The organism is Ancylobacter sp. GW821-FHT10E12 (assembly GCF_058809335.1).
This window is the reverse complement of sequence record NZ_JBXASN010000017.1, coordinates 17186-38371: the sequence shown is the minus strand read 5'-3', so window position 1 is coordinate 38371 and position 21186 is coordinate 17186. Positions and strand designations below refer to the sequence as shown.

Annotated in this window: 20 protein-coding genes and 1 tRNA gene; 11 read left to right on the top strand and 10 right to left on the bottom strand. The window is 67.5% G+C overall.

Annotated features, from left to right (window positions below; translation table 11 throughout):
• Positions 1-85: 85 nt before the first annotated feature.
• Entirely contained in the window at positions 86-904 is an 819-nt protein-coding gene (locus tag AC1RU4_RS20710) for a nuclease (protein WP_492893032.1), read from the top strand.
• A 46-nt stretch (positions 905-950) separates the two neighbouring features.
• Positions 951-2438 (top strand): M48 family metalloprotease, encoded by a 1488-nt coding sequence (locus AC1RU4_RS20705; RefSeq protein ID WP_492893117.1) that lies wholly within the window; start codon positions 951-953, stop codon positions 2436-2438.
• A gap of 16 nt (positions 2439-2454) precedes the next feature.
• Here the strand turns inward: AC1RU4_RS20705 and AC1RU4_RS20700 are convergent, their stop codons facing one another.
• The 6 genes from AC1RU4_RS20700 to AC1RU4_RS20675 form a co-directional block, all read right to left on the bottom strand.
• Positions 2455-3342 (bottom strand): RNA polymerase factor sigma-32, encoded by an 888-nt coding sequence (locus tag AC1RU4_RS20700; protein WP_492893031.1) that lies wholly within the window; start codon positions 3340-3342, stop codon positions 2455-2457.
• A gap of 397 nt (positions 3343-3739) precedes the next feature.
• Entirely contained in the window at positions 3740-4348 is a 609-nt protein-coding gene (locus AC1RU4_RS20695; RefSeq protein ID WP_492893030.1) for a CarD family transcriptional regulator, read from the bottom strand.
• 379 nt (positions 4349-4727) lie between these two features.
• Positions 4728-5063 carry a ferredoxin FdxA gene (fdxA, locus tag AC1RU4_RS20690; RefSeq protein WP_310201932.1) on the bottom strand — a complete coding sequence of 112 codons (336 nt, stop codon included), beginning with the start codon at positions 5061-5063 and terminating at the stop codon, positions 4728-4730.
• Positions 5064-5150: 87 nt separating this feature from the next.
• Positions 5151-5519 carry an RNA-binding S4 domain-containing protein gene (locus AC1RU4_RS20685; RefSeq protein WP_492893029.1) on the bottom strand — a complete coding sequence of 123 codons (369 nt, stop codon included), beginning with the start codon at positions 5517-5519 and terminating at the stop codon, positions 5151-5153.
• Between the two features lie 12 nt (positions 5520-5531).
• A complete protein-coding gene (locus tag AC1RU4_RS20680) occupies positions 5532-9050 on the bottom strand; it encodes a helicase-related protein (protein ID WP_492893028.1) in 3519 nt (1172 codons plus the stop codon).
• Positions 9051-9316: 266 nt separating this feature from the next.
• Positions 9317-10174 (bottom strand): DUF3108 domain-containing protein, encoded by an 858-nt coding sequence (locus AC1RU4_RS20675; RefSeq protein WP_492893027.1) that lies wholly within the window; start codon positions 10172-10174, stop codon positions 9317-9319.
• A 288-nt stretch (positions 10175-10462) separates the two neighbouring features.
• Here AC1RU4_RS20675 and rpmB point away from each other — a divergent pair, with 288 nt between their 5' ends.
• Together rpmB and AC1RU4_RS20665 are read left to right on the top strand one after the other, a co-directional pair.
• Positions 10463-10765 carry a 50S ribosomal protein L28 gene (gene rpmB / locus AC1RU4_RS20670; protein WP_492893026.1) on the top strand — a complete coding sequence of 101 codons (303 nt, stop codon included), beginning with the start codon at positions 10463-10465 and terminating at the stop codon, positions 10763-10765.
• Positions 10766-10769: 4 nt separating this feature from the next.
• Positions 10770-11393 carry a queuosine precursor transporter gene (locus tag AC1RU4_RS20665; protein WP_492893025.1) on the top strand — a complete coding sequence of 208 codons (624 nt, stop codon included), beginning with the start codon at positions 10770-10772 and terminating at the stop codon, positions 11391-11393.
• A 95-nt stretch (positions 11394-11488) separates the two neighbouring features.
• Here AC1RU4_RS20665 and AC1RU4_RS20660 read toward each other — a convergent pair whose 3' ends face one another.
• Complete coding sequence (locus AC1RU4_RS20660; RefSeq protein ID WP_492893024.1) at positions 11489-12487, bottom strand: esterase-like activity of phytase family protein; 999 nt, start codon at positions 12485-12487, stop codon at positions 11489-11491.
• A 95-nt stretch (positions 12488-12582) separates the two neighbouring features.
• Between AC1RU4_RS20660 and rutR the strand changes: the two genes are divergently transcribed.
• The 4 genes from rutR to AC1RU4_RS20640 all read left to right on the top strand — a co-directional run bounded on the left by rutR (position 12583) and on the right by AC1RU4_RS20640 (position 15357).
• Positions 12583-13302 carry an HTH-type transcriptional regulator RutR gene (gene rutR / locus AC1RU4_RS20655; protein ID WP_492893023.1) on the top strand — a complete coding sequence of 240 codons (720 nt, stop codon included), beginning with the start codon at positions 12583-12585 and terminating at the stop codon, positions 13300-13302.
• A gap of 43 nt (positions 13303-13345) precedes the next feature.
• Positions 13346-13984, top strand: coding sequence for a DsbA family protein (locus tag AC1RU4_RS20650; RefSeq protein ID WP_492893022.1), 639 nt, complete (start codon positions 13346-13348; stop codon positions 13982-13984).
• Between the two features lie 41 nt (positions 13985-14025).
• Positions 14026-15111, top strand: coding sequence for a threonine aldolase family protein (locus tag AC1RU4_RS20645; protein WP_492893021.1), 1086 nt, complete (start codon positions 14026-14028; stop codon positions 15109-15111).
• Between the two features lie 171 nt (positions 15112-15282).
• Positions 15283-15357 (top strand) — tRNA-Gly (locus AC1RU4_RS20640).
• Between the two features lie 450 nt (positions 15358-15807).
• On the opposite strand, the gene AC1RU4_RS20635 is transcribed toward AC1RU4_RS20640, so the two are convergent.
• Together AC1RU4_RS20635 and AC1RU4_RS20630 are read right to left on the bottom strand one after the other, a co-directional pair.
• Positions 15808-16278 (bottom strand): GIY-YIG nuclease family protein, encoded by a 471-nt coding sequence (locus AC1RU4_RS20635; RefSeq protein ID WP_492893020.1) that lies wholly within the window; start codon positions 16276-16278, stop codon positions 15808-15810.
• A 5-nt stretch (positions 16279-16283) separates the two neighbouring features.
• Positions 16284-17339, bottom strand: a complete 1056-nt coding sequence (locus AC1RU4_RS20630; RefSeq protein WP_492893019.1) for a hypothetical protein — start codon at positions 17337-17339, stop codon at positions 16284-16286.
• A gap of 120 nt (positions 17340-17459) precedes the next feature.
• Between AC1RU4_RS20630 and AC1RU4_RS20625 the strand changes: the two genes are divergently transcribed.
• From AC1RU4_RS20625 to AC1RU4_RS20615, 3 genes are all read left to right on the top strand, one after another.
• Positions 17460-17774 (top strand): cell wall-binding protein, encoded by a 315-nt coding sequence (locus tag AC1RU4_RS20625; RefSeq protein ID WP_492893018.1) that lies wholly within the window; start codon positions 17460-17462, stop codon positions 17772-17774.
• A complete protein-coding gene (locus tag AC1RU4_RS20620) occupies positions 17771-19114 on the top strand; it encodes a hypothetical protein (protein ID WP_492893017.1) in 1344 nt (447 codons plus the stop codon). The genes AC1RU4_RS20625 and AC1RU4_RS20620 overlap by 4 nt, the downstream gene beginning before the upstream one ends.
• 141 nt (positions 19115-19255) lie before the next feature.
• Positions 19256-19882: a hypothetical protein gene (locus AC1RU4_RS20615; RefSeq protein ID WP_492893016.1), complete on the top strand. Its 627-nt coding sequence runs from the start codon at positions 19256-19258 to the stop codon at positions 19880-19882.
• Between the two features lie 21 nt (positions 19883-19903).
• Here the strand turns inward: AC1RU4_RS20615 and AC1RU4_RS20610 are convergent, their stop codons facing one another.
• Complete coding sequence (locus AC1RU4_RS20610) at positions 19904-21106, bottom strand: restriction endonuclease (RefSeq protein ID WP_492893015.1); 1203 nt, start codon at positions 21104-21106, stop codon at positions 19904-19906.
• Positions 21107-21186 lie beyond the last annotated feature (80 nt).

Below are 21186 nucleotides of genomic sequence, written 5' to 3'. Positions count from 1 at the left end.
GTCGCCGAACAAGCCGACCATAGCGGCCGATGGCGCATGCAGCCGCCGGCCGAAGTTGAGACGTTTCCGTCGTCGCGGCGGTGTCTTGGCTTGTCTTGCCGCCATTCTTGCCACTGCCATTCTTGCCACCGCCATTCTTGCCGCCGTCATCACGATGGGCCTCGTCCTCGGCGCTCCCGCCTCCGCCGCCGCGGCTTCCCGCGCCGAGTGCCCCGCGGGCTTCGACATTGCGGTCGAGGCGCGCGGGCTCGATGCGCAGGGCGACGTCGCGCTGGCCGACGGGCGCACCCTGCGCCTTGCCGCGCTGGCCGACATCGCCGCCGCGCCCGACCCCGCCCGCGCCGCCGCGCTCGACGCCCTGGTCGCCGGCGAAACGCTCACCCTCGCCTTCGCCGACCCGGCGCCGGACCGCTACGGCCGGCTCCACGCCCTCGCCCGCCTGCCGGATGGCACGCTGGTGCAGGCGGAAGCGCTGGCGCGGGGCCTCGCGGTGGCGCGGCCGGAGGCGGGCTATCTCGGCTGCATGGCGCAGCTGGTCGAGGCCGAGCGCCCGGCGCGCGCGGCGCGGCGCGGCGTCTGGGCAAGGCTGCCGCTGCCGGCGGAACCGCCGGACGCGCTGATGGCGCAGGCCGGTCACTTTTCCGTTGTCGCCGGCCGCGTGCGCACGGTAGGCAGCACGCGGCGGTTCGATTATCTCAATTTCGGCTCAGTCTGGCGGCACGACACGACGGCAAGGGTGGAGGGCGCGGCCCGCGAGGCGCTCGCCGCCGCCGGCCTCGACGTCGCCGCCCTGGCGGGGCGCGAGGTGCTGGTGCGCGGGGATGTCGACGCGGCCGACGGGCCGGTCATCGACCTGCGCTGGACGGAGCAGCTGGACGTGGTTCGACAGGCGGGGACGCCGTGACGGAAACGAGGGGCGGGTGAGCACGACGAGGCACCGGCAGGGGCGGATGACGACATCGACCGGCCGCGCCAGGGCGTGGCGCCGGATGCTGGCGCTCGCCCTCGTGCTCGGTGCCGGCCTGCTGGTCTCTGCCTGCGCCAGTCTCGAGGAGCCCAAGCCCGTCGCCGCCACGCCGGCCGCCCCCTCCTTCGACGATTCGCTCACCCCCGCCCAGCGCAAGGAGCACGAGCGGCTGGTGGCCTCCTATGGCGGCGCCTATACCGACCCGAAGCTGCAGGCGCTGATCCAGGAGACCATGTCCCGGCTGGTCGCCGCCTCCGAGCGGCCGGACCAGAAATACCGCGTCACCATCCTCAATTCCCCGGCCATCAACGCCTTCGCGCTGCCCAACGGCTCGCTCTACATCACCCGCGGCCTGCTGTCGCTGGCCGACGACAATGCCGAGCTCGCCTCGGTGCTGGCGCATGAGATGGGCCACGTCATCGCCAACCACGCCGCCACCCGCGAAGACCAGATGAAGCAGGCGGTGCTGGTCAGCCGGGTCATTTCCGACGTGGTGAACGACCCCGATCTCGGCGCGCTGGCGCTGGCCAAGAGCCGCATGTCGCTGGCGAGCTTCTCGCGGGCGCAGGAGCTGGAGGCCGACGCCATCGGGGTCGGCATCAGCGCCCGCGCCGGCTTCGATCCCTATGGCGCCGAGCGCTTCCTCACCACCATGGGCCGGCAGCAGGCGCTGCGCTCGGCGAGCAGCCTCGGCCAGACCAGCACCGCCGACGCCTCCGACTTCCTCGCCACCCATCCGGCGACGCCGGAGCGCATTTCCATCGTCATGGCCAATGCCCGCGAATATGCCTCGCCGGACAAGCCGGGCGAGCGCGACGCCAAGCAGTATCTCTCCGCCATTGACGGCCTCGTCTATGGCGACGATCCCAAGGAAGGCTTCATCCGCGGCCGCCGCTTCTTCCATCCCAAGCTCGGCTTCACCTTCACCGCGCCGGAAGGCTTCTCGCTGGAGAACACCTCGCAGGCGGTGCTGGGCGCCGACACCTCCGGCGCCGAGGCGCTGCGGCTCGACGCGGTGCGGGTCACCGGCGACCAGAGCCTGTCGCAATATCTCTCCTCCGGCTGGATCGAGGGGGTGGAGATCTCCTCGGTGGAAAGCCTGGTGCTGAACGGCTTCCCGGCCGCCACCGCGGTGGCGCGCGGCGAGCAATGGTCGTTCCGCATGTTCGCCATCCGCTTCGGCAGCGACGTCTACCGGCTGATCTTCGCCGCGCGCGAGCTCACCCCCGATCTCGACCGCCAGTTCCGCGAGGCGGCCGAGACCTTCCGCCGCGTCTCCATCGACGAGGCGGAGAAGGTGAAGCCACTGCGCATCCGCATCGTGCAGGTCGGGCTCACCGACACGCCGGACACGATGGCGACCAAGATGGACGTGCCCGACCGGCCGCAGGAGCGCTTCCTCATCCTCAACGGCATGGAGAAGGGCGCCAAGCTGAAATACGGCACCCTGGTCAAGATCGTCGCCGAGTAGGGGCGGCGGGCTCCGCCTACGCGAACGCCCCCGCGGGCATGCCGGCGCCGCTGGTCAGCGTCATCCGCAGCTTCTCGATGGCGCGGTTCTCGATCTGCCGCACCCGCTCCTTGGAGATGCCGAGCCGGGCGCCGAGCGTCTCCAGCGTCTCGCTCTCCTCGTTCAGCCGGCGGGCGCGGATGATCCGCATCTCGCGGTCGGAGAGCGAGCGCAGCGCGTCGGAAAGCCAGCGCCGCTGGCGCTCGCCGTCGATGTGCGCGGCCACCTGCTCGTCGGGCAGCGGCTCCACCGCCATCAGCTGGTCGAGCCGCGCCGCGCCGTCCTCCTCGCCGCCGGCGACCGGGGCGTTGAGCGACATGTCGGGGCCGGTGAGCCTTGCATCCATGCGCGCCACCTCGGCCGGCGCCACGCCGAGCTCGACCGCCACCGCCGCGTTCATCTCCTCGCGGGTGGCGCCCTCGAAGCCCTCGGCGCGTTCCAGCCGGGCGCGGACGCGGCGCAGGTTGAAGAACAGCGCCTTCTGGCCGGAGGAGGTGCCGCCGCGCACGATCGACCAGTTGCGCAGCACATAGTCCTGGATCGCCGCGCGGATCCACCAGGTGGCATAGGTGGAGAAGCGCACGTCGCGGGCGGCCTCGAAGCGGGCAGCGGCCTCCATCAGCCCGACATGGCCTTCCTGCACCAGGTCGGCCATCGGCAGGCCGTAATGGCGGAAGCGGCGGGCGATGGAGATGGCGAGGCGCATATGCGCCTGCACCAGCCGGTGCAGGGCCTGCTTGTCGCCCTGCTCGCTCCAGCGGCGCGCGAGGTCGAATTCCTCTTCGCGGTCGAGCAGCGGCTCGGCCCTGGCCGCCCGCGCGAGAAAAGTCGAGGGAACCACCGATTGCCCGCCCAGATCGCCCATGCGCGCCTCCCGGAACCGCGGCGCCCCGCCCCAGAACGAGCGCCGCAGCGCCGTCCGGCGCGGGGCCCGACGAAGTGACCGCACGTGCAACGCGCGATGCAGCATTCGGTTCCATGCATGGCATCGCATCGCGGCATGGCATCGCGTGGCATGGCGGGCATCGCGTGGCGTGGCGCGCGCCCGGCAAGGACGGCGAACAGAGGACGGCGGCTGGAAGTCGGCCGGGCACAGGCGAGCGGTCCCGCCCGCAGCAAAGAGCCTGCCGAGGCGCCGCCGGCACCCTTCCCCGCGAGCGCCTCCCACCGCGCAACAAAAAGCCCGGCGCGAGGCCGGGCTTTCCTGGGTTTCGATAAAACGACGGTTTCGATGAAACGAAGGCTTCGATGAAGCGGACCGCTCAGGCGGCGGCTTCCTCGGCGTCGTCGACTTCCTCGACGTCGGCATCGGCGTCAGCGTCGGCTTCGACCTCGCCCTTGCCGGGCCGGCGCGGACCCTTCTGCAGGTTCGCCTCGATCAGCTTGATCGCCTCGGTCTCGGTCAGGTTCTCCACCGCGGCGAGCTCGCGGGCCATGCGGTCGAGCGCGGCCTCGTAGAGCTGGCGCTCGCTATAGGACTGCTCGGGCTGGGCGTCGGAGCGGTAGAGGTCGCGCACCACCTCGGAAATCGCCACGAGGTCGCCGGAATTGATCTTGGCCTCGTATTCCTGGGCGCGGCGGCTCCACATGGTGCGCTTCACCCGGGCGCGGCCCTTCAGCGTCTCCAGCGCCTTCTTCATCACGACCGGCTCGGAGAGCTTGCGCATGCCGACGGTGGCGATCTTCGGCACCGGGACGCGCAGCGTCATCTTGTCCTTCTCGAAACTGATCACGAATAGTTCGAGCTTGAAGCCCGCTACTTCCTGCTCCTCGATGGACGTGATGCGTCCGACGCCATGGGACGGATAAACGATGTGCTCGCCCGTCTTGAAACCCTGGCGGATAGTGGTGGACGGCTTCTTCGTCGACATGCTGAGCCTGCTCCTGGGTCTCGGTTCTTCGGCTCCGGTCACCTCGGCCGGATGCCGGCCCGGATCAATCCGGGCATAAGACACGCCCGGCACCGGCGGATACCGGAGCCGTACCATCAGCCGACAGCGGAAAACCGGGCGCCCTCCGGCACGCTTGCGAAGCGCGTCAGACAAAACCCTGCATCAATTCCGGGGGAGGCGCTCCAAACGCGGAGCGTTGCAACATGGCAAACCCAATCGACTGCTCGAAAGGGGTTATAGCACAATTTCACACAGAATCAAAACACTGCCGCGACGCAGCGTACGCCCGGCCTTGCGGCCGGTCGCGGGTCGGACAGGGCACGGGCGGCGAAAAAGGCGCACGCGGCGCGCCGTCCCGTCAGTCCTGCTTAGCGGGTTCCGGCGAGAGATACTGTAGCTTGTCGGCTACACCATCCCATTCCTTGGCATCCGGCAGCGGGTCGCGGCGCTCGGTGATGTTGGGCCACACCTTGGCGTATTCCGCGTTCAGCGTCAGCCACTTCTCCAGCCCCGGCTCGGTATCGGGCTTGATCGCCTCGGCCGGGCATTCCGGTTCGCACACGCCACAGTCGATGCATTCATCGGGATGGATGACCAGGAAGTTCTCGCCCTCGTAGAAACAGTCGACCGGGCACACCGAAACGCAGTCGGTGTACTTGCACTTGATGCAATTGTCCGTCACGACGTAGGGCATTGGTAGGGTCTCCGTGCGGGACGTGTGATTTATCCCGCGGCCTTCACGTAGCGCACCGCTTCCCGCGGCGCAACCGGCATTGACCGCTCAGGACGCAGGGCTGCCGTGCGTACCACCCGGCGGCGCGTCGGTTACTTCCACATAAGTCTCCCGCGCCGCATCCGCATCCCCCCGCCGCGTCGAAAAGCCGATGACGCGCAAAAGCCGCACCCGTCCGGCGAGCGCCACGGTGAGGACGTCGCCGAGCCGGACCGCCTGCGAGGGCGCGCTCACCCGCGTGCCGTTCAGCCGCACATGGCCGGCGCGCACCAGGTCGGCGGCGGCGCTGCGGGTGCGCACGCAGCGCGCATGCCAGAGCCAGACGTCGAGACGATGGCGCTCGCTCGGCCGCTCGTTCGGCCCCTCGCCGGGCCGTTCGCCGGGCCGTTCGCCGTCATGGGTGGGCTTGCGGGCCAAGCGTCGCCCCGCCTATTTGCCGTCCTTGTCGGCTTCCATCTTCGCCTTCAGCGCCAGCAGCTTGGCGAAGGGCGAATCCGGGTCCACCGGCTTGTCGCGGCGCGGCGGCTCGCTGCGCATGGCGGAACGCTGGTCGCCGCGGCCCTCGTTGCGGAAATCGCCGCGCTTGTCGTTGCGCGAATCCGGGCGGCGATCACCCCGCCCTTCGTTGCGGCCCTCGTTGCGGCCTTCACGCGGGGCGCCGGGACGCTCGGTGCGCGGCGGACGATCCGGGCGCTCGCCGCGCTCGGGGCGCGGACGGCGCGGGCCGTCGCGGCGGGTCTCGCCATCGGCGGGACTCGCCTGGGTGTCGCGTGCCTGCGCATCGCGCGGCTGGCCGTCGCGCGGTTGACCTTCGCGCGGTTGACCTTCGCGCGGCTGCCCGTCGCGGGCCGGGCCGCGGTCGGGACGACGATTGCCCTCGGCGGCGCCCTCCCCGGCGGCACGCGGCGCGCCGCGCTGGCCGCCACGATGGCTGCCGCGATGCGGCTGGCCCGGCGGACGGCCGGGACGCCACACCTCGATCATCGCCGGCTCGACCGCCACCGCCTCGACAGCCGGAGCCACTTCGGACGAGACGTCGGCGGAAGCTTCGGCCGCGGATTCAGGCTCGACGGCGGCCGGCACGGCCGCTTCGGCTTCCACCGCCTCGATGGCGACGGCCTCCGTAGCGACGGCTTCGGTCTCGACGGCTTCCAGCGCCGGCTCCACCGTCTGGTCGAACACCGGATCGGTGAAGACCTCGCCGCTCACCGCCGTCACATCGGCAACCGGCTCCGCGGCCGCGGCTTCCTCGACGGCTTCCTCGGCGACCGGCACCTCTTCCAGCGCCGGCTCCATCGTGTGGTCGAAGGCGACATCGGTGCCGAGCGGCACGGCCGGCGCCTCGAGCTCGGCCGCGGGCGCCTCGAGCCCGGCCGCAACCACTTCGACATCCGCCGCAACCACTTCGACACTCGCCGCAGGCGCTTGCGTCACCGCCGGCGCCGCTTCCGGCACCGGAGCCGGGCGGCGCTCCATGCGATAGCCGAGCGCGCGCAGGATCGAGGCGAAATCCTCGCCGGCGCAGCCGGCCAGCGAGGTCATGGCGACGGTGGCGACGAAGCCGTTGCCGTCATAGGCGCCGGCCGGCTTCTCGCCGGAGGCGCCGGGACGCCATGACAGCGCCGGGCGGATCAGGTCGGCGAGGCGCTCCAGGATGTCGACGCGCACCGCCCGCTCGCCGGCGACGCGGAAGCCGACGGCGCGGTAGAGCCCCTTCTGGATCTCCGGGTCGACGGCGATCGAGGTGCGCCCGGACGCCGCCAGGTGCGGCAATTCGTCGAGGCCCTTCTGCTGCAGGCCGCCATGCTTCAGCGCCCAGAACTGGGCGGCGAGCGAACGCGGCGCCGGCTTCAGCAGCGCCGGCAGGTAGATGTGATGGGCGCCGAAGCGCACGCCATAGCCGCGCAGCAGCGCCCGCTGCTCCTGCGGCAGGCCCTTCATCTCCTCGGCGACCTTGTGGCGCTCCAGCACGCCGAGCGATTCGAGCAGCTGGAAGGCGATGCCGCGGGCGATGCCGGTGACGTCCTCGGCGCGGCCGAGCGCCAGCAGCGGCCCGAGCAGCTTCTCGGTATGCGCCTTCAGCCACAGGTCGATGCGCGCCTGGACCTGGTCCCGCGCCGGGCCGGTCAGGTGCTCGTCGGAAATGATCTTGAGGCGGGGCGCCAGCACCTCGTCGCCGGGGATCAGCTTGGCGACCGGGTCGCCGATCCAGCGCAGCGTGCCGTCGGCGGAGAGCACGAAGGCGTCGTCGCCGGCCTCCGCCAGCCGGGCGGCGCGCGCCTCGATCTCGCCGGCCAGCGCCTTCTGGGCGGTGGCGCGCAAGGCTTTCGCCTCCGGCCCGCCGGCGGAGGCGTCGGCCGCGAACTGGAAGCCCAGCAGATGGCCGATCACATGGCCTTCCACGACGACGTCGCCGGTCTTGGTGATTTCAGTCTCAAGCATTGCGTTTTCCCGCAGGCGCCGCATCAGGACGCTCGTCCGTCGGTCGACGAAACGGTTTGCCAGCCTCTCATGTAGCGCGTCGGAGAGCCTGTCCTCGACGCGCCGCGTAATTCCCTGCCAGTGCTCGGGATCGTCGAGCCAGTCGGGACGGTTGGCCGCGAAGGTCCATGTACGGATCTGCGCGATACGTCCCGACAGCGTGTCTATGTCACCTTCCGTCCGGTCCGCCAAGGCCACTTGTTTGCCGAACCAGTCGGCGGACAGCCGGCCCTCGCGCATCAGGTAGTCGTAAACCGTGCTGACGAGGTCGCGATGCGAGGCCGGCGACACCTTGCGGTAGTCCGGCAGCTGGCAGGCTTCCCACAGCCGCTCCACCCCGGCGCGGCTGCCGGAAAAGCGGCGGATCTCGGGGTCGGGCGCCAGCGCCTCCAGCACCTCGACATCGGTGGCGGTGGGCGCGCGGGTCAGCCCCTCCTCGCGCGGCGGCTCGGACAGCGAGCGCTTCAGGCTGTCGACCGAGGCGAAGTCGAGCGAGGTGTTGCGCCATTGCAGCACGCGATGGGCGTCGAAATGGTGGCCCTCCAGCCGCTCGACCAGCTCGGCGTCGAACGGCTCGCAGCGCCCGGTGGTGCCGAAAGTGCCGTCGCGATGGGCGCGGCCCGCGCGGCCGGCGATCTGCGAGAGCTCGCCCGGATTGAGCCGGCGGAACTGCCAGCCGTCGAATTTCACGTCGCCGGCAAAGGCGACATGGTCGACGTCGAGATTGAGCCCCATGCCGATGGCGTCGGTGGCGATGAGGTAATCCACATCACCGTTCTGGTACATCGCCACCTGGGCGTTGCGGGTGCGCGGCGAGAGCGCGCCCAGCACCACCGCCGCCCCGCCGCGCTGGCGGCGCACCAATTCGGCGATGGCATAGACCTCGTCGGCGGAGAAGGCGACGATGGCCGAGCGGCGCGGCAGGCGGGTGATCTTCTTCTCGCCGGCAAAGGTGAGGTTCGACAAGCGCGGCCGCACCAGGATCGAGGCGCCGGGGATCAGCTTCTCCACCAGCGGACGCATGGTGGCGGCGCCGAGCAGCAGCGTCTCCTCGCGCCCGCGCCGGTTCAGCAGGCGGTCGGTGAAGACATGACCGCGGTCGAGATCGGCGGCGATCTGGATCTCGTCCAGCGCCACGAAGGCGACGTCGAGGTCGCGCGGCATCGCCTCCACCGTCGACACCCAGTAGCGGGCGCCCGGCGGCTTGATGCGCTCCTCGCCGGTCACCAGCGCCACCTGGTCGATGCCGGCGCGGTCGACGAGGCGCTGGTAGACCTCGCGGGCGAGCAGCCGCAGCGGCAGGCCGATCAGCCCGGAGGAATGGCCGAGCATGCGCTCGATGGCGAGATGGGTCTTGCCGGTATTGGTCGGCCCGAGCACCGCGGTGACGCCGCGCGCGCGCAGCCGGGGCGGCAGCGGGGCGGTAGCGGCGGTTCTGGCGATGTCCGGCGGAGCGGCGATATTCATCAGGCAACGGATCCGTCGAGCCGGAAGGGCGGCCGTTTTAGCATGAGCCGCACGCCAACGGCGAATCCCGCCCCGGCGCGCGGCGGCGAAGCACCGACGCGCCCATCATGACGCAGACAATGCGGCCGGAGTTTGGGGAGGCGAAACCAACCGGCCCCGTCCGCCACCCGGCCGGACCCAGCCGAGGCATCAGGGCGGCGGGCAAGGCTTGGCGGCGCGCAAGGCTCGGCAGCGGGCAAGGCTCGCCACCACCCCTTTCCCCGCCCCTACGGCACCGCCGCCTTGGACGGGCTCGCGCCCTTGGCGACCATCGGCCCGGTCTGGAAGGACACCGCCTCCAGCTGCGCGGTGCCGATGGCGGTCCCCACCGAGGCGCGGAACGGCGCGAGCACCCGCGTGCCGGCGACCGGCACCAGCCACACATAGATGTCCTTGTTCCGCATCATGTATTTGACGCTGGTGCGGTTGGTGCGGTGCCCCGACACCGGACGGTAGGCGATGCGGCACACCAAGGCCGGGCCGGCATAGCCCTTCTCGGCTTCCACCTGGTCGACGCGCTCATAGCTCAGTTGCAGATCGTAGCGCGCCCGCCCGTCGAAGATCGGCAGCAGCCGCTCGCAGCTTTTCGGGGCCATCATCTCGCCGCTGCCCGGCACCAGGAACAAGGCCGCCGTCATCGGATCGAGCACGCCGCGGCGGTCCTTGTCGGTCATCGGCACCCGGTCGTCGGCCGGCGGCACCGCCGGCTCCACCTTGGCGTCGGTGACGTTGCCGCCCGCCAGCGACAGGCGGATCGCCTCGGACTTCTTGTCGGTCTCCGCCTCCATGGCGAAGGAGCGCGGCACCAGGCCGCCCGGCTGCACGGCGCCGCGCGCGCCGACCGAGCCCTTGCCGGAGGACACCGCCTGCACCACCCCGGTCAGCCGGGCGCTGCCGGAGGCGGTGTAGGAATCGTCGTCCACCTCCAGCAGGAAGGCGGCGCGGCCGAGCTCGATGCCGGCCAGCGACAGCTTGTAGCGGGCTTCCAGCTTGCCATCGGCAAAGGCGGGGGCGATGCCGGCGGGAGCGGTGCCGGCAAGGGCCCCGGCGAGCGCCAGAAGCATCGGCAGGCGCGGCAGCTGCATGGGACGGAACGCTCCGGCTACCGCGCGGCGGGCGCACGGTGAATCACGATGGGAATCACTCTATATATGTTTCGGATGGCGGGCGAAGCCGGCGGAACTGTGACAGGCGCCGGCTGCCCTCTTCACCGCTTCGCGAGGCGGGGGAATGCCCGGAGAGCAGGTTCGGCCTTGACGCGCCGAAGCGGCTTGCCTATAGGAGCCCACTCTTTCACGGATGCTGCCTGCAAGACGCAAGGCTCGAAATTCGGGTCCGGCGCGCGGCAGCTGCGAACATTAAGGAAGTCCACGATGTCCCGTCGGTGTGAACTTACCGGGAAGGCAGTTCTGACCGGCAATCGCGTGAGCCATTCGAACCGCAAGACCCGTCGGCGTTTTCTGCCGAACCTGGTGAACGTCACGCTCACCAGCGACGTGCTGAAGCGTTCGGTGAAGCTGCGCGTGAGCGCCAATGCCCTGAAGACCGTCGACCATCGCGGTGGCCTCGATGCGTTCCTGATCAAGGCGCGCACCGAAGAGCTGTCGCAGACGGCCGTCGAGCTGAAGCGCGCGGTCGAGAAGGCCAACACGGCCGCCGCGGCCGTCGCCGCCTGATCACATGCTGATCGCCGGAACCCGGGTCTCCCCGCTCGCGCTGGCTTTGCCCATCGCCGCCATGATGGCGGTGGTGGCGACGTCGAACGTCGCGGTCCAGTACCCGGTCCGGTTCCTCGGCCTGGAGGAGGCGCTCACCTGGGGCGCCTTCACCTATCCGATCGCCTTTCTGGTGAACGACCTGACCAACCGCCGGTTCGGGCCGGCGGTGGCGCGGCGCGTCGTTTATGTCGGCTTCGCCCTCGCGGTGGTGCTGTCGGTGTGGCTCGCCACCCCGCGCATCGCGCTTGCCTCGGGCAGCGCCTTCCTCGTCGGCCAGCTCCTCGACATCGGCGTGTTCAACAGGCTGCGCCGCATGAGCTGGTGGCAGGCGCCGCTGGCCGGCAGCCTCATCGGCTCGGCGCTCGATACCGCGCTGTTCTTCTCCCTCGCCTTTGCCGGCGACGCCGACATGTCCTTCCCCGTCACCTATGCCTCGACCGGCATCACGGTGCCGCTGTGGGTCGGCCTCGCGTTTTTCGACTTCCTGGTGAAGGTCGGCTGCGCGCTCGTCGCCCTGGTGCCCTATGGCGCGCTGATGGGCCGGCTGAAGCCCTGGTCGGCGCCGGCCTCGACCACCTCCGCGTGACGTCCGGCGCGAGCCGGGCTTGAGATCGAGCTTGACTTGGGCGTGATCACCCGTGGCTGGGCTCATCGTACACCCCACCATACTGACGCTACACCTCACTGGACGGCGCCGACGACGGCGAATCGCAGCAGCACCGTGCGCTGCACCGCCGAGAAATTATCGTCGGAAATCACGGTGAGCAGGGTCTCCCCAGCCGCGTTGCGGGTGACGGCGAGCGCCTCCATGTTGTCGATCGCCGCCGCCCGATGGGCCTCCATCAGCACCTCGCCGGAAAGCCGTGCGCCGTCAACGAGTTGCGCGAGCGGGACGCGGCGGATGCGCATGGCGACGCCGCGCAGCGGATCGTAGCGCCGCTCCAGCAGATAGGCCATGCCGTCGGGGCCGAGCGCGATGTCGGTGGCGCTGAATTCGTCAATCCTTTCAATGGCAAAACGCCCGACAAGCCGCGGCGCCTGCAAGGGTGCGAGCAGGAATCCGGGCAGGATGGACGGGTCGCTCGGGTCCTGCTCGGCCACCGCCACCAGCGCCGCCGGCTGGCCGGAGGGCGGCGCCACCAGCGCTTCGATGCCCTCATTGGAACCCAGCCGGGCGATTCCCTCGAAGGAAATCAGTTGCCGCCCCCGGCTCGCCAGCGGATCCGGGCCGGGGAAATACCATATCTCGTGGCGCCGCTCGATGCCGACCACCATTCCTTGACCTGCCACGGCGAGCGATTCGTCGTCGCCGAGGCCCTGCGCCGCCAGCGGCCGGCCGTTCTCCGCCACCAGCGGCGCCATGCGGGCATCCGCCAGCCCGACCGGCCGGTCCCCCTCCGACACCAGCGTCGCCGAAAGCCAATATCCCTTGTCGGTCAAGGCGATAAGTCGCTCGCCGGCGGCATCCAGCACCATGCCCGACAGCCCGCCGAAATTCTCGTTGCTCGCGGTCAGCGCGATCCCTCCCCGGAACTCGACGGCGCCGATCCGCGTGCGGCCGCTGGCGTCGAAGCGCTCGATCGGGGTGGCGCGCACCTCCACCGGCACCGCCTGCGCTTGGGATTCCATCGGGATCGATGCCAGAAAGGCGATGAGAAACAACGACTTGATGGACGGCATGTCGAACTCCGCGGACGTGGGCGCCAGCTTCATATTGCGACCGCGTTGATTTCCATGTCATGTCAGTCCGGGACACGGAGAGGGAGCAGCGGTCGTTGGCACGCACCGGGGTGAGGCCGGATTCGACCGGCAGCCAGGCATCGCCGGAGGCGGCGCCGGCGAGGCGCGGCGCCCGCTCCGCCTATCCCAAGACCCCTCGCCGCCTCAAGCAGATCGAGGCCAAGCGCACCGCCATTCTCGACGCCGCCCTCGGCCTGTTCTCCCGCTTCGGCCTGCATGGAACCACGGTCGAGCAGATCGCCGAGGATGCCCGCGTCTCCAAGACCAACCTGTTCTATTACTTTGCATCCAAAGAGGAAATTTACGTCGCGGTGCTCAGCCGCCTGCTCGACGAATGGCTGGCGCCGCTGCGCGGCATCGAGCCGGACAGCGATCCGGTCACCGCCATCGGCGAGTATATCCGCCGCAAGATCCTGTTCTCGCGCACCCAGCCGGAAGCCTCGCGGCTGTTCTGCCTGGAGATCGTCCAGGGCGCTCCGCTGCTGAAGCACGAGCTGGAGACCTCGCTCAAGCAGCTGGTCGACGCCAAGACGGCGATGATCCGCGGCTGGGTCGCCGCCGGCAAGCTCGCGCCGGTCGACCCGCACCACCTCATCTTCGCCATCTGGGCGACCACCCAGCACTATGCCGATTTCGCCGCGCAGATCGACGCCCTGCTCGGCACCGGGCTCGACGACGAGGCCTTCGCACAAGCGGCGGCGGAGAATATCAGCTGCCTCATCCTCGAGGGAATTCGTTTCCGTTCAAACCCTTAGCATGCGATATCCATCGCAGCCCTCGCGCCCCACGGAGACAATGATGGACCGCCGCAATCTCCTGCGCTCTGCCATGGGTGTCTCGCTCGGCGCGGTGCTCACCGCTCCGCTCGCCGGCGAAAAGACCCCGGCGGCGCAGACGCTCGACGTCGAGGCGCTGCTGTTCGACCCGGAGACGCCGGTGGGCGGCAACCCGGCCGGCGACGTGACCATCGTCGCCTTCTTCGACTACAACTGCCCCTACTGCAAGACGTCCTCGCTGGCGCTGACCAAGCTGCTGGCGGCCGACGGCAAGATCCGCCTCGTCTACAAGGACTGGCCGATCCTGCAGAAATCCTCGGTCACCGCCGCCCGCCTCGCGCTCGCCGCCAAGTACCAGGATCGCTACGTGGCCGCCCATCACGCGCTGATGGGCCTGTCGAACCGCTCCATGACCGAGGACGGCATGGCGGCGGCGCTGAAGGCCGCCGGCATCGATCTCGCGCGGCTCGATGCCGATATGGAGAAGCATGTCGACCCCATCGCCCAATTGCTGAAGCGTACCGGCCAGCAGGCCACGGCCCTGCAATTGCAAGGCACGCCGGTCTATCTCGTCGGTCCCTTCAAGGTCGCCGCCGCGCTGGACTATCAAGGCTTCGTCGACGTGGTGGCGGATGCACGCCACCGCGCGGCGGAAAAATAGCACGGCCGGACATCGGTCATGCCCAATGCAAGGAACCACCCGTGACGGCCTCTCCGCCTTCCGCCCGAGACCGCATGCCGGCCTTCGGCAGCGACAACATGGCCGGCGTCTCGCCGCAGATCCTCGCCGCGCTCGCCGCCTGCAATGATGGCCCGGCCCGTTCCTATGGCGCGGACGCCATCAGCACCCGCCTCGAGCAACGCTTCAGCGAATTGTTCGAGCGTGAGGTTTCGGTCTTCCTGATTTCGACCGGCACCGCCGCCAACACGCTCTGCCTCGCGACGGTGACGCCGCCCTGGGGTGCGGTGCTGTGCCATCCACTGAGCCATATCGAGAACGACGAATGCGGCGCGCCGGAATTCTTCACCGGCGGCGCCAAGCTGGTGCCGGTCGACGGGCCGCTCGCCAAGATCGACCCGGAAGCGTTGCGGTTGAAGGCTCGCCAGGGCCTCGGCGACGTGCATTCCGTCCAGCCGGCCTGCGTCAGCATCACCCAGGCCACCGAGTTGGGCACCCTCTATACGTCCCACGAGATCGCCGCCATCGGCGATGTGTGCCGGGAGACGGGGCTTGCCCTGCACATGGATGGCTCGCGCTTCGCCAATGCGGTGGCGGCGCTCGGTGTCTCCCCGGCCGAGCTGAGCTGGAAGGCCGGTGTCGACCTTCTGTCCTTCGGCGCCACCAAGAATGGCGCCATGGGCGTCGAGGCCGTGGTGCTGTTCGATCCGCGGCGGGCCGGAGAGATGGCCCTGCGGCGCAAGCGCGCCGGGCATCTGACCTCCAAGATGCGCTTCCTCGCGGCGCAGATGGAAGCCTATCTCGACGGCGACCTGTGGCTCGCCAATGCCCGCCACGCCAACGCCATGGCCGCGCAACTGGCGCATGGCCTGGCCACGATACCCGGAATCGAGGTTCAGGAGGGGGCGGGCGCCAACATCCTGTTCTGCAAGCTGCCAGAGGGCATGGCCGAGGCCCTGCTGGCGGCCGGCTTCTATTTCTATGCCGATCGTTGGGCGCCGAACGTGGTGCGGCTGGTGACCTCCTTCGCGACGACGCCGGAAGATGTGGCGCTTTTCGTTGCCGCGGCCAGCACCTTCGGTAAACAGGCGACCGACGGGAAAGGTTGAAACCCACGCCTCCAAAGGCCGGGAAAGGCGTGGACCGGCTGGGCACGCGGAACATTTCCACAGCCTTCGAGAAAGGATGACAAAGGGCGTTGCAATCCGCCGCGGCATGGGGCATAGAGACGGCCCGTTCGGGATCGCGGCGCCCGCCGATTGGTCCCGGCAAGGAGCGGTGCGGGTGTAGCTCAGGGGTAGAGCACAACCTTGCCAAGGTTGGGGTCGTGGGTTCGAATCCCATCGCCCGCTCCAGTTTTCCTAAAGAAAATCAAAAAGATACAAGATGGTCGCCCTTGGGCGGCCTTTTTGTTTTTTGGAATGGTGTCCACATGGTGTCCACCGAACAGGCGCGGGCTAGCGCGCTCGGCTAGCGCTGCTCACCAAATGCAAGAACACTCGTCCGCCCTTGGGTCGGCAGGGGTTCCGCCGATTCTGGTTAGCACGCGCGCGGCGTGCCCTCCTGAGCAAGCTGCAAATCTCCTCGATCTGCGCCATCATTGATGCTGGCGACGGACCATGCTCCATGGCCGCCGCATTCTCGATAGCCCGCTGATCCTAGCCCCTGGGACGGCAGAAGTGCCGCGCCCGAGCCGGCCATCGCGGAAGAGCAAGCGGCCAGAACCGCTTGGCGCCATGAGAGGGTCACCCGAATTTCCGCGACCCAATTGGGGCGCGGCCCGTATGCCCGGATCGGGCGTGTAGTCAGTGGTTGTCAAAATCATTGTACGGGGTGGCGAGGACCACTGCCACGTACACTTCCAGCAGGCATTGACGGATGGGATGGGTCTCTTCGACATAGCGGAAGTTCATTGATCGAATTCTCGCCTTGGCCTCGGTGAATGCGGCGGAGAACTCGGGATCGGTGGCAAGGGCATCGCGGCTACCGTCGCCTGTTCGATAGGTCGCCTTCATCTTGCCCGTCGCTTCGCGAGCTAGCCTGAAGGCAAACGCGGCCATGCGATGCGAGGCGCCCGGATTGCAGTGGCGGCCATAGCGGCCTCGAAAGTCGTTGGTGCGGCCGATGTAGAGATGCCGGTCCGCCTCACTGAACAAGTAGACGCCGGCCAGGCGTTGGCGCGGCCAGCGATGACCGGGCGGATGCGGCTCGCTTGCGATCAGCTTCTCGAATGAGCTGTGAAGCGACTCGGTGAGGGCGGCGAATTTCGGATCCATCGGTGCTACCGGCTGTCCATGGCGACATCTTCCAGGTGCTGGTGCCAGCCATGCATGTCCTCGATCGGATCAGCCATGATGTCCTCCAGATGGTCGATCTCCTTCTTCACCCGGTCAAACATCTCCAGCGCGGTCAATTTTTCGCGCTTTGCGCCGATCGACTTTGCCTGCTTTCGCCAAGCGTCGAACGGCAGCTTCGAGTGTCTGGGCTTCCAGCTCGGCAGAAGGCGGACATTGAGATCCGAGAGGACTTTTGATCCTCGCGCCATCGAGAGCTGCTCTATGTCGAAAGGCTTCGGCTCAAGGCCTTTCGCCTTCAGCCTCTTGTCGGCGTCACGGCGGTAGCGGACGAGCTCTGCCAGGGTATCAGCCTCAAGTTGGACGGTCCGCAGAGTGGCGTTGGGATCGTCCGTCCCGGAGCGCCCCTTCGCAATGAAGCTGAAGGCGGCTTCGGTTTGGTCGATCCTGACGAGTAGGTGCCTGCCTAGGGCTGGTTCGACGGATCCGGGCGGCGCGGGACATGCGGCGAGCAAGCGCGTGCGCAGCTCCGCCACGTCCAAAACAGCTCTGCGGTGTCTGGCAGTCGCGAGCTCCGGTAAACTACGATGTATGGCGTCGCTGATGACTTCGGGCTGCCAGCGGAGATGGCGTTTCGCGCCGAGCAGAGCCTCAAGCAGCCCGGCCGCGAGGTGGAAATACAGATGCGCGAGCTGCCCGATGATCGGATCGTCGCGAAGGCCGACGTGATAAAGTTGGTTCCGGTACTCATGAAGGATCGCCACCGCCTGAACCTGCTCGGCAGGAATATGACCGCGGTCTTTGAGAAAACGGATCTTCTTGTCGAAGGCTCGGCCACGCGCATCGTTTCGTTGGTCGGGCGTCAGCTGGCGCGGACTGCGGCGGCGATCATCGAACACTAGGTCAGCGCATTTCTGATGGCACATCAGCTCCAGGCCGTTGTCCACGAGGATCAAGGCGATCCGCCCATTGAGCGGATGATCGATCGCCAGTTCGCCGGCTGCGCGGTCCAGCTGTTCAATGATTGGAATGACGGATCGCAAGTCTAACCCCTGACATTGCTGGCATCTCGGCCCGCATCCTGGCGGCTATTATGCGCGCGTGGCTGGCGGCCCGGCTATAGTGCTGCAGCCTTTCAGGGTGGTGCGTTTGGTGAATGCATGATGGACGGTCGGACGGAATACGAAGGATCGGTTTGGGGCTTCAGCAAAATGGTTTCCGAGCTACGAGCGGCCGGTGTCGATGCGGAGACGATCGCGCGAACGGTGCACGCCGAACGGGATGCGCTGGCAGTAACGTATAAGGAGCTAATGCCCGAGCCCCTGCGGACGCCGGTCTATGCACGCACTATTGGCGTGTATGGGGATCGCCTTGGCCCGACGATCGAGTATTTAAGAAGCCGGGGGAAATCCTGGGACCGGATCATCGACGGCGCCACACGCCCCGGCGAGGACATCGCAGAAGGCACCGGTTCATGAGCGCCTGGGTGTCATCGGAGCTCGCCGCCGCGGTCGACGCGCTATGGCACGTTGGCGGGCCGATGAAGGGCAATTTCTATGCTGCGCCGACGTTTGTGAATCTACGCGAGACCTGTCGGCGGCTGTTTCCATCGGCAGGATCGAAGGATGCGGTCAATTCTGCATTGAGCCGAGCGGTCTACCGCTTGGGATTTCGGTGGGCTGAAGCCGGGCCTGCGCGCCTGGCCGTTCCATCGGATGTTGCGGCGGCTCGTATTACGAACGCATTTACGCAAACCGAGTCACAACGCGTGCATTTGTGTCCGCTGGATCTTGGAGATGACGTCCCGAACCTTCGCTTTGGCCCCAACGTCATTCGGACCTTTACCCGACAGGAGCTCGACGATCTCATCGATCCAGACCAATTGGCGAGACGACGGCCGGGCTGGTGCTTCGATAGCCAAAGCTTCAGCCAGTTTTCCTGGCTTGTGGTGGAAGAAACTGTGACGCATCTGGGCGAGGAGGGTGCGCGCGTCTTACCGGGGTTCTTTTTCGACGCCCGTGAGGATTTAGGCCGTATCGAACCACACAAGCCGCGCTTTCCGACTGTGGTCGAGGACGCCCTGTTCGCCCTGCTTACTGCGCCGTGGGAGGACGTCACGGAGATGAGGGATTATGAATGGCGGCCGTTTCGAGTACCGTGGGTGTATACGCTGACTGGCGATCTCTTCGCGTATCAGGCGCCGCCGCCCGCCGCCGACACCCTGTCGTGGATTGAGGATTATCAGCAGGGCGACGATGGCGAGACCGAAGAGTACGAACGGCCGCTCCGATGGCAGCTGACGAATGCCGCCGTCTCAGAAACAAGCTATCTGAACGACGGGGCTTGGGAAGACCTGGTGGCGGCTCGGGCCTCTCCGTTGTTCGCGGGCCCGCTCTCGCATTTCGTCGTCCGGGCTTTCGCGAGCGATGGCATCGACGAATTCTTGGCGCAGATCACCGTGATCGAAGCTGCGCTCGGCATGCCCGACGACCACAATGCTGGGCAGCGACCCAAGCTTTCACGGAGCAAGAACCCCGGAGCCACCGCACGCGTGGCCGCACGCTTGTCAGCCTTGTTGGACGATCCGGCGGCCGGTGAGCGCTACCGCGGCCTTTTCAAAGAGCGGAGTGATTTTCTACACGGTCAGGCAATGCGGGACATCTCGAGCCAGTCCCGCCTGGACGCCCGGCGTCTCGCACGTCGATGCGTCTGCGCTCTGATCGGTGCGGCGATCTCGGAGCCGCGGCCGGAGAACCAGGACGCCTTCCTAAGCGAGCTGCTTCAGCGCGGATGGTCAGGCGTCGAAAGCGCGACCTAGGCAGCCTGACGCCCGGCTTCTTCCCCTACTATACGGGCCGCCGTCATACACCGCCCGCGCTGCGCGCGCTCGCCGACTTCGTCCAGGTTCGGCGCTAGAAGCGTCCTGCAGGACTGTCAGCCATCAGATAGGGAGGCACACATGAACGATGCGGCCGATTTGGCGAATGTGCGCGCAGCCTCGGAGAGGTTCTTTCGGCTCTATCATGCGCACTGCGTTTCGCCGGATCGTGACACCCTGTTCGCCTTGCTTGAAGCGGCGCATAGTTTGAACGATCGACTGAAGGTCGACGCCGATCTCAATTTCTTCGACGTTCGGGAATTCACGGCCCTCCAGTGCCTGAGGAACTACTTCCATCATCACCAAGAGCTGCGGCACGTGGTCAGGCTCGTTCCGATCGGTGACTACCCGATCATGACGGATCTGATGGTTCTGTGTCTGGCGCCGCGCGAAACCGTCCTCGCAGCGGTCGAAGAGGCCAGGGGAAGACGCCGAGATCAGGCGCGGGCGGCCTGCGAGGACGTGTTCCATTGGTACGGCTCGGTCGTGAACATCAACCCCGCCTTGTTCAACTTCGTCGTCGCCGCCTATGAGCGCCTGAGGGACCGCGGCGTCCCGTTGACGGGAGCGGCTGTCGCGGAGTTCGAGGTCAGCTATCGCCACGAAGGCGAAAATGGCTTTTCGCATCTCATCGATGGGAGGCTTGCCACGTTGGCCGGAAGCGTCAACCAGATGCTGAGCGACATTATGAGCACTGAAGGGCTTTAGCGATGTCGGGCGCGATGCGTCTCAGCGAAGACCGAATTGGGCAATTAGAGCGGGCCTTGCCGCGAGCAGCCGTTCGAGGTGGCTTTCCGCCCACATCTCGATCCGTGGACTTTCCCCCTTGGCGTTGTGCCGCTCGATCCATCGTAGGGCGTCAGCCGTGAACCTGCCGCTTGTCGCCATGGTGAGCACGTCCACGCGAGGATCGGTCCAGAGCGCCATCTGCTCCTTCGCGCCAGCGACTTCCTGCAGGTTGACGCTCTTCGAGAGCCAATGCTTACACTGGATCACGACGCGCAATCGCAACGTTCCCGAAAGGGAGTCCGTGATGACCCGCATCACGGACAAATCACGCCCCTGATCTGGGGCCCGCGTTTGCATCAGCCATTCCGGGTTCTCATAGCCTGGTTCGTCGCTGATCAGGCTGAAGATCAGGCGCTCGAATAGCTCGTCGCTGAGATTGGACCATCGCAGCTCGGTCGTGATGGCCCCTCGGGGATGCGAGGCGACGAGATCCGACAGATCGTCAACATCCACCGGTAGCGGGTCGTTCTCGCCAAACAGCCCTTTGCGAAGGGCTTGCTTGGCCTGAACCCAATCCGTGATTTCGATGTCGTCCAGGTCGCCTGGGTCCGCGAAACGCATATGCCTATGCAGCTCGCTCCAACGGGCCGGTTTGTCGACGCTGCTCCCCAGAAGCACCTCAATCTGATTGATATGCTTGCGGAGGTCTGCCCAGTCGACGTCGGCCAGTTTCTTGGCGTCGTCGGCGATCCCTGTCTTGTGGCGCAAGGTGCGGAGGTCAGCGTCGACCTCGTCGATCAGCCCTGTCAGGGCGTCACGTATCAGCGCACGCCGTTTGGTATTCAGCCGGAACCGGTATTCATGAAGCTCGCGGCCAGGTTCTTCCGCCCAGCGCTCCACCGAGATCTGGGCCGTCGGCTCGTCCAATTCCATGGCGTCGAAGCGGCTCTGCGCCAAGCCATCAAGGTCGGGGGGCTCGGCGGTCGGCTTCCAGCCGTCGATCTTTGGCAGGGCGGATAGGATTGCGCCATAAGAGCGGCAACGATCCTCGTATTCCACGTTCGGGCCGAAGTTGATCCCGCTCGGCATCAAGCCTTGAATCTCGGCCCAAAGCCGGTCGAGCTTGACGAGATTTCCCTCAGTCGCCTCGAATTTCTCCAGTGCCGCCATGATCGGACTGGGTGTTTGGTCAGGCGCGGCCATGATGTCCTCGGATGGAGACTTCGCTAAGCCGCGTGCTTTATCTCAAGTGTGGGGCTGGAATTCCAGTTGCCCGTGATCTG

Bases quoted from the DNA above. Each gene is read 5' to 3' on its own strand.
- AC1RU4_RS20695 (WP_492893030.1), bottom strand. From the start codon at position 4,348: ATGTCGACGAAGAAGCCGTCCACCACTATCCGCCAGGGTTTCAAGACG.
- AC1RU4_RS20625 (WP_492893018.1), top strand. From the start codon at position 17,460: ATGGACGGTCGGACGGAATACGAAGGATCGGTTTGGGGCTTCAGCAAA.
- AC1RU4_RS20615 (WP_492893016.1), top strand. From the start codon at position 19,256: ATGAACGATGCGGCCGATTTGGCGAATGTGCGCGCAGCCTCGGAGAGG.
- AC1RU4_RS20665 (WP_492893025.1), top strand. From the start codon at position 10,770: ATGCTGATCGCCGGAACCCGGGTCTCCCCGCTCGCGCTGGCTTTGCCC.
- AC1RU4_RS20675 (WP_492893027.1), bottom strand. From the start codon at position 10,174: ATGCAGCTGCCGCGCCTGCCGATGCTTCTGGCGCTCGCCGGGGCCCTT.
- AC1RU4_RS20660 (WP_492893024.1), bottom strand. From the start codon at position 12,487: ATGCCGTCCATCAAGTCGTTGTTTCTCATCGCCTTTCTGGCATCGATC.
- AC1RU4_RS20620 (WP_492893017.1), top strand. From the start codon at position 17,771: ATGAGCGCCTGGGTGTCATCGGAGCTCGCCGCCGCGGTCGACGCGCTA.
- AC1RU4_RS20610 (WP_492893015.1), bottom strand. From the start codon at position 21,106: ATGGCCGCGCCTGACCAAACACCCAGTCCGATCATGGCGGCACTGGAG.
- fdxA (WP_310201932.1), bottom strand. From the start codon at position 5,063: ATGCCCTACGTCGTGACGGACAATTGCATCAAGTGCAAGTACACCGAC.
- rpmB (WP_492893026.1), top strand. From the start codon at position 10,463: ATGTCCCGTCGGTGTGAACTTACCGGGAAGGCAGTTCTGACCGGCAAT.
- AC1RU4_RS20650 (WP_492893022.1), top strand. From the start codon at position 13,346: ATGGACCGCCGCAATCTCCTGCGCTCTGCCATGGGTGTCTCGCTCGGC.
- AC1RU4_RS20700 (WP_492893031.1), bottom strand. From the start codon at position 3,342: ATGGGCGATCTGGGCGGGCAATCGGTGGTTCCCTCGACTTTTCTCGCG.
- AC1RU4_RS20680 (WP_492893028.1), bottom strand. From the start codon at position 9,050: ATGAATATCGCCGCTCCGCCGGACATCGCCAGAACCGCCGCTACCGCC.
- AC1RU4_RS20635 (WP_492893020.1), bottom strand. From the start codon at position 16,278: ATGGATCCGAAATTCGCCGCCCTCACCGAGTCGCTTCACAGCTCATTC.
- AC1RU4_RS20705 (WP_492893117.1), top strand. From the start codon at position 951: ATGACGACATCGACCGGCCGCGCCAGGGCGTGGCGCCGGATGCTGGCG.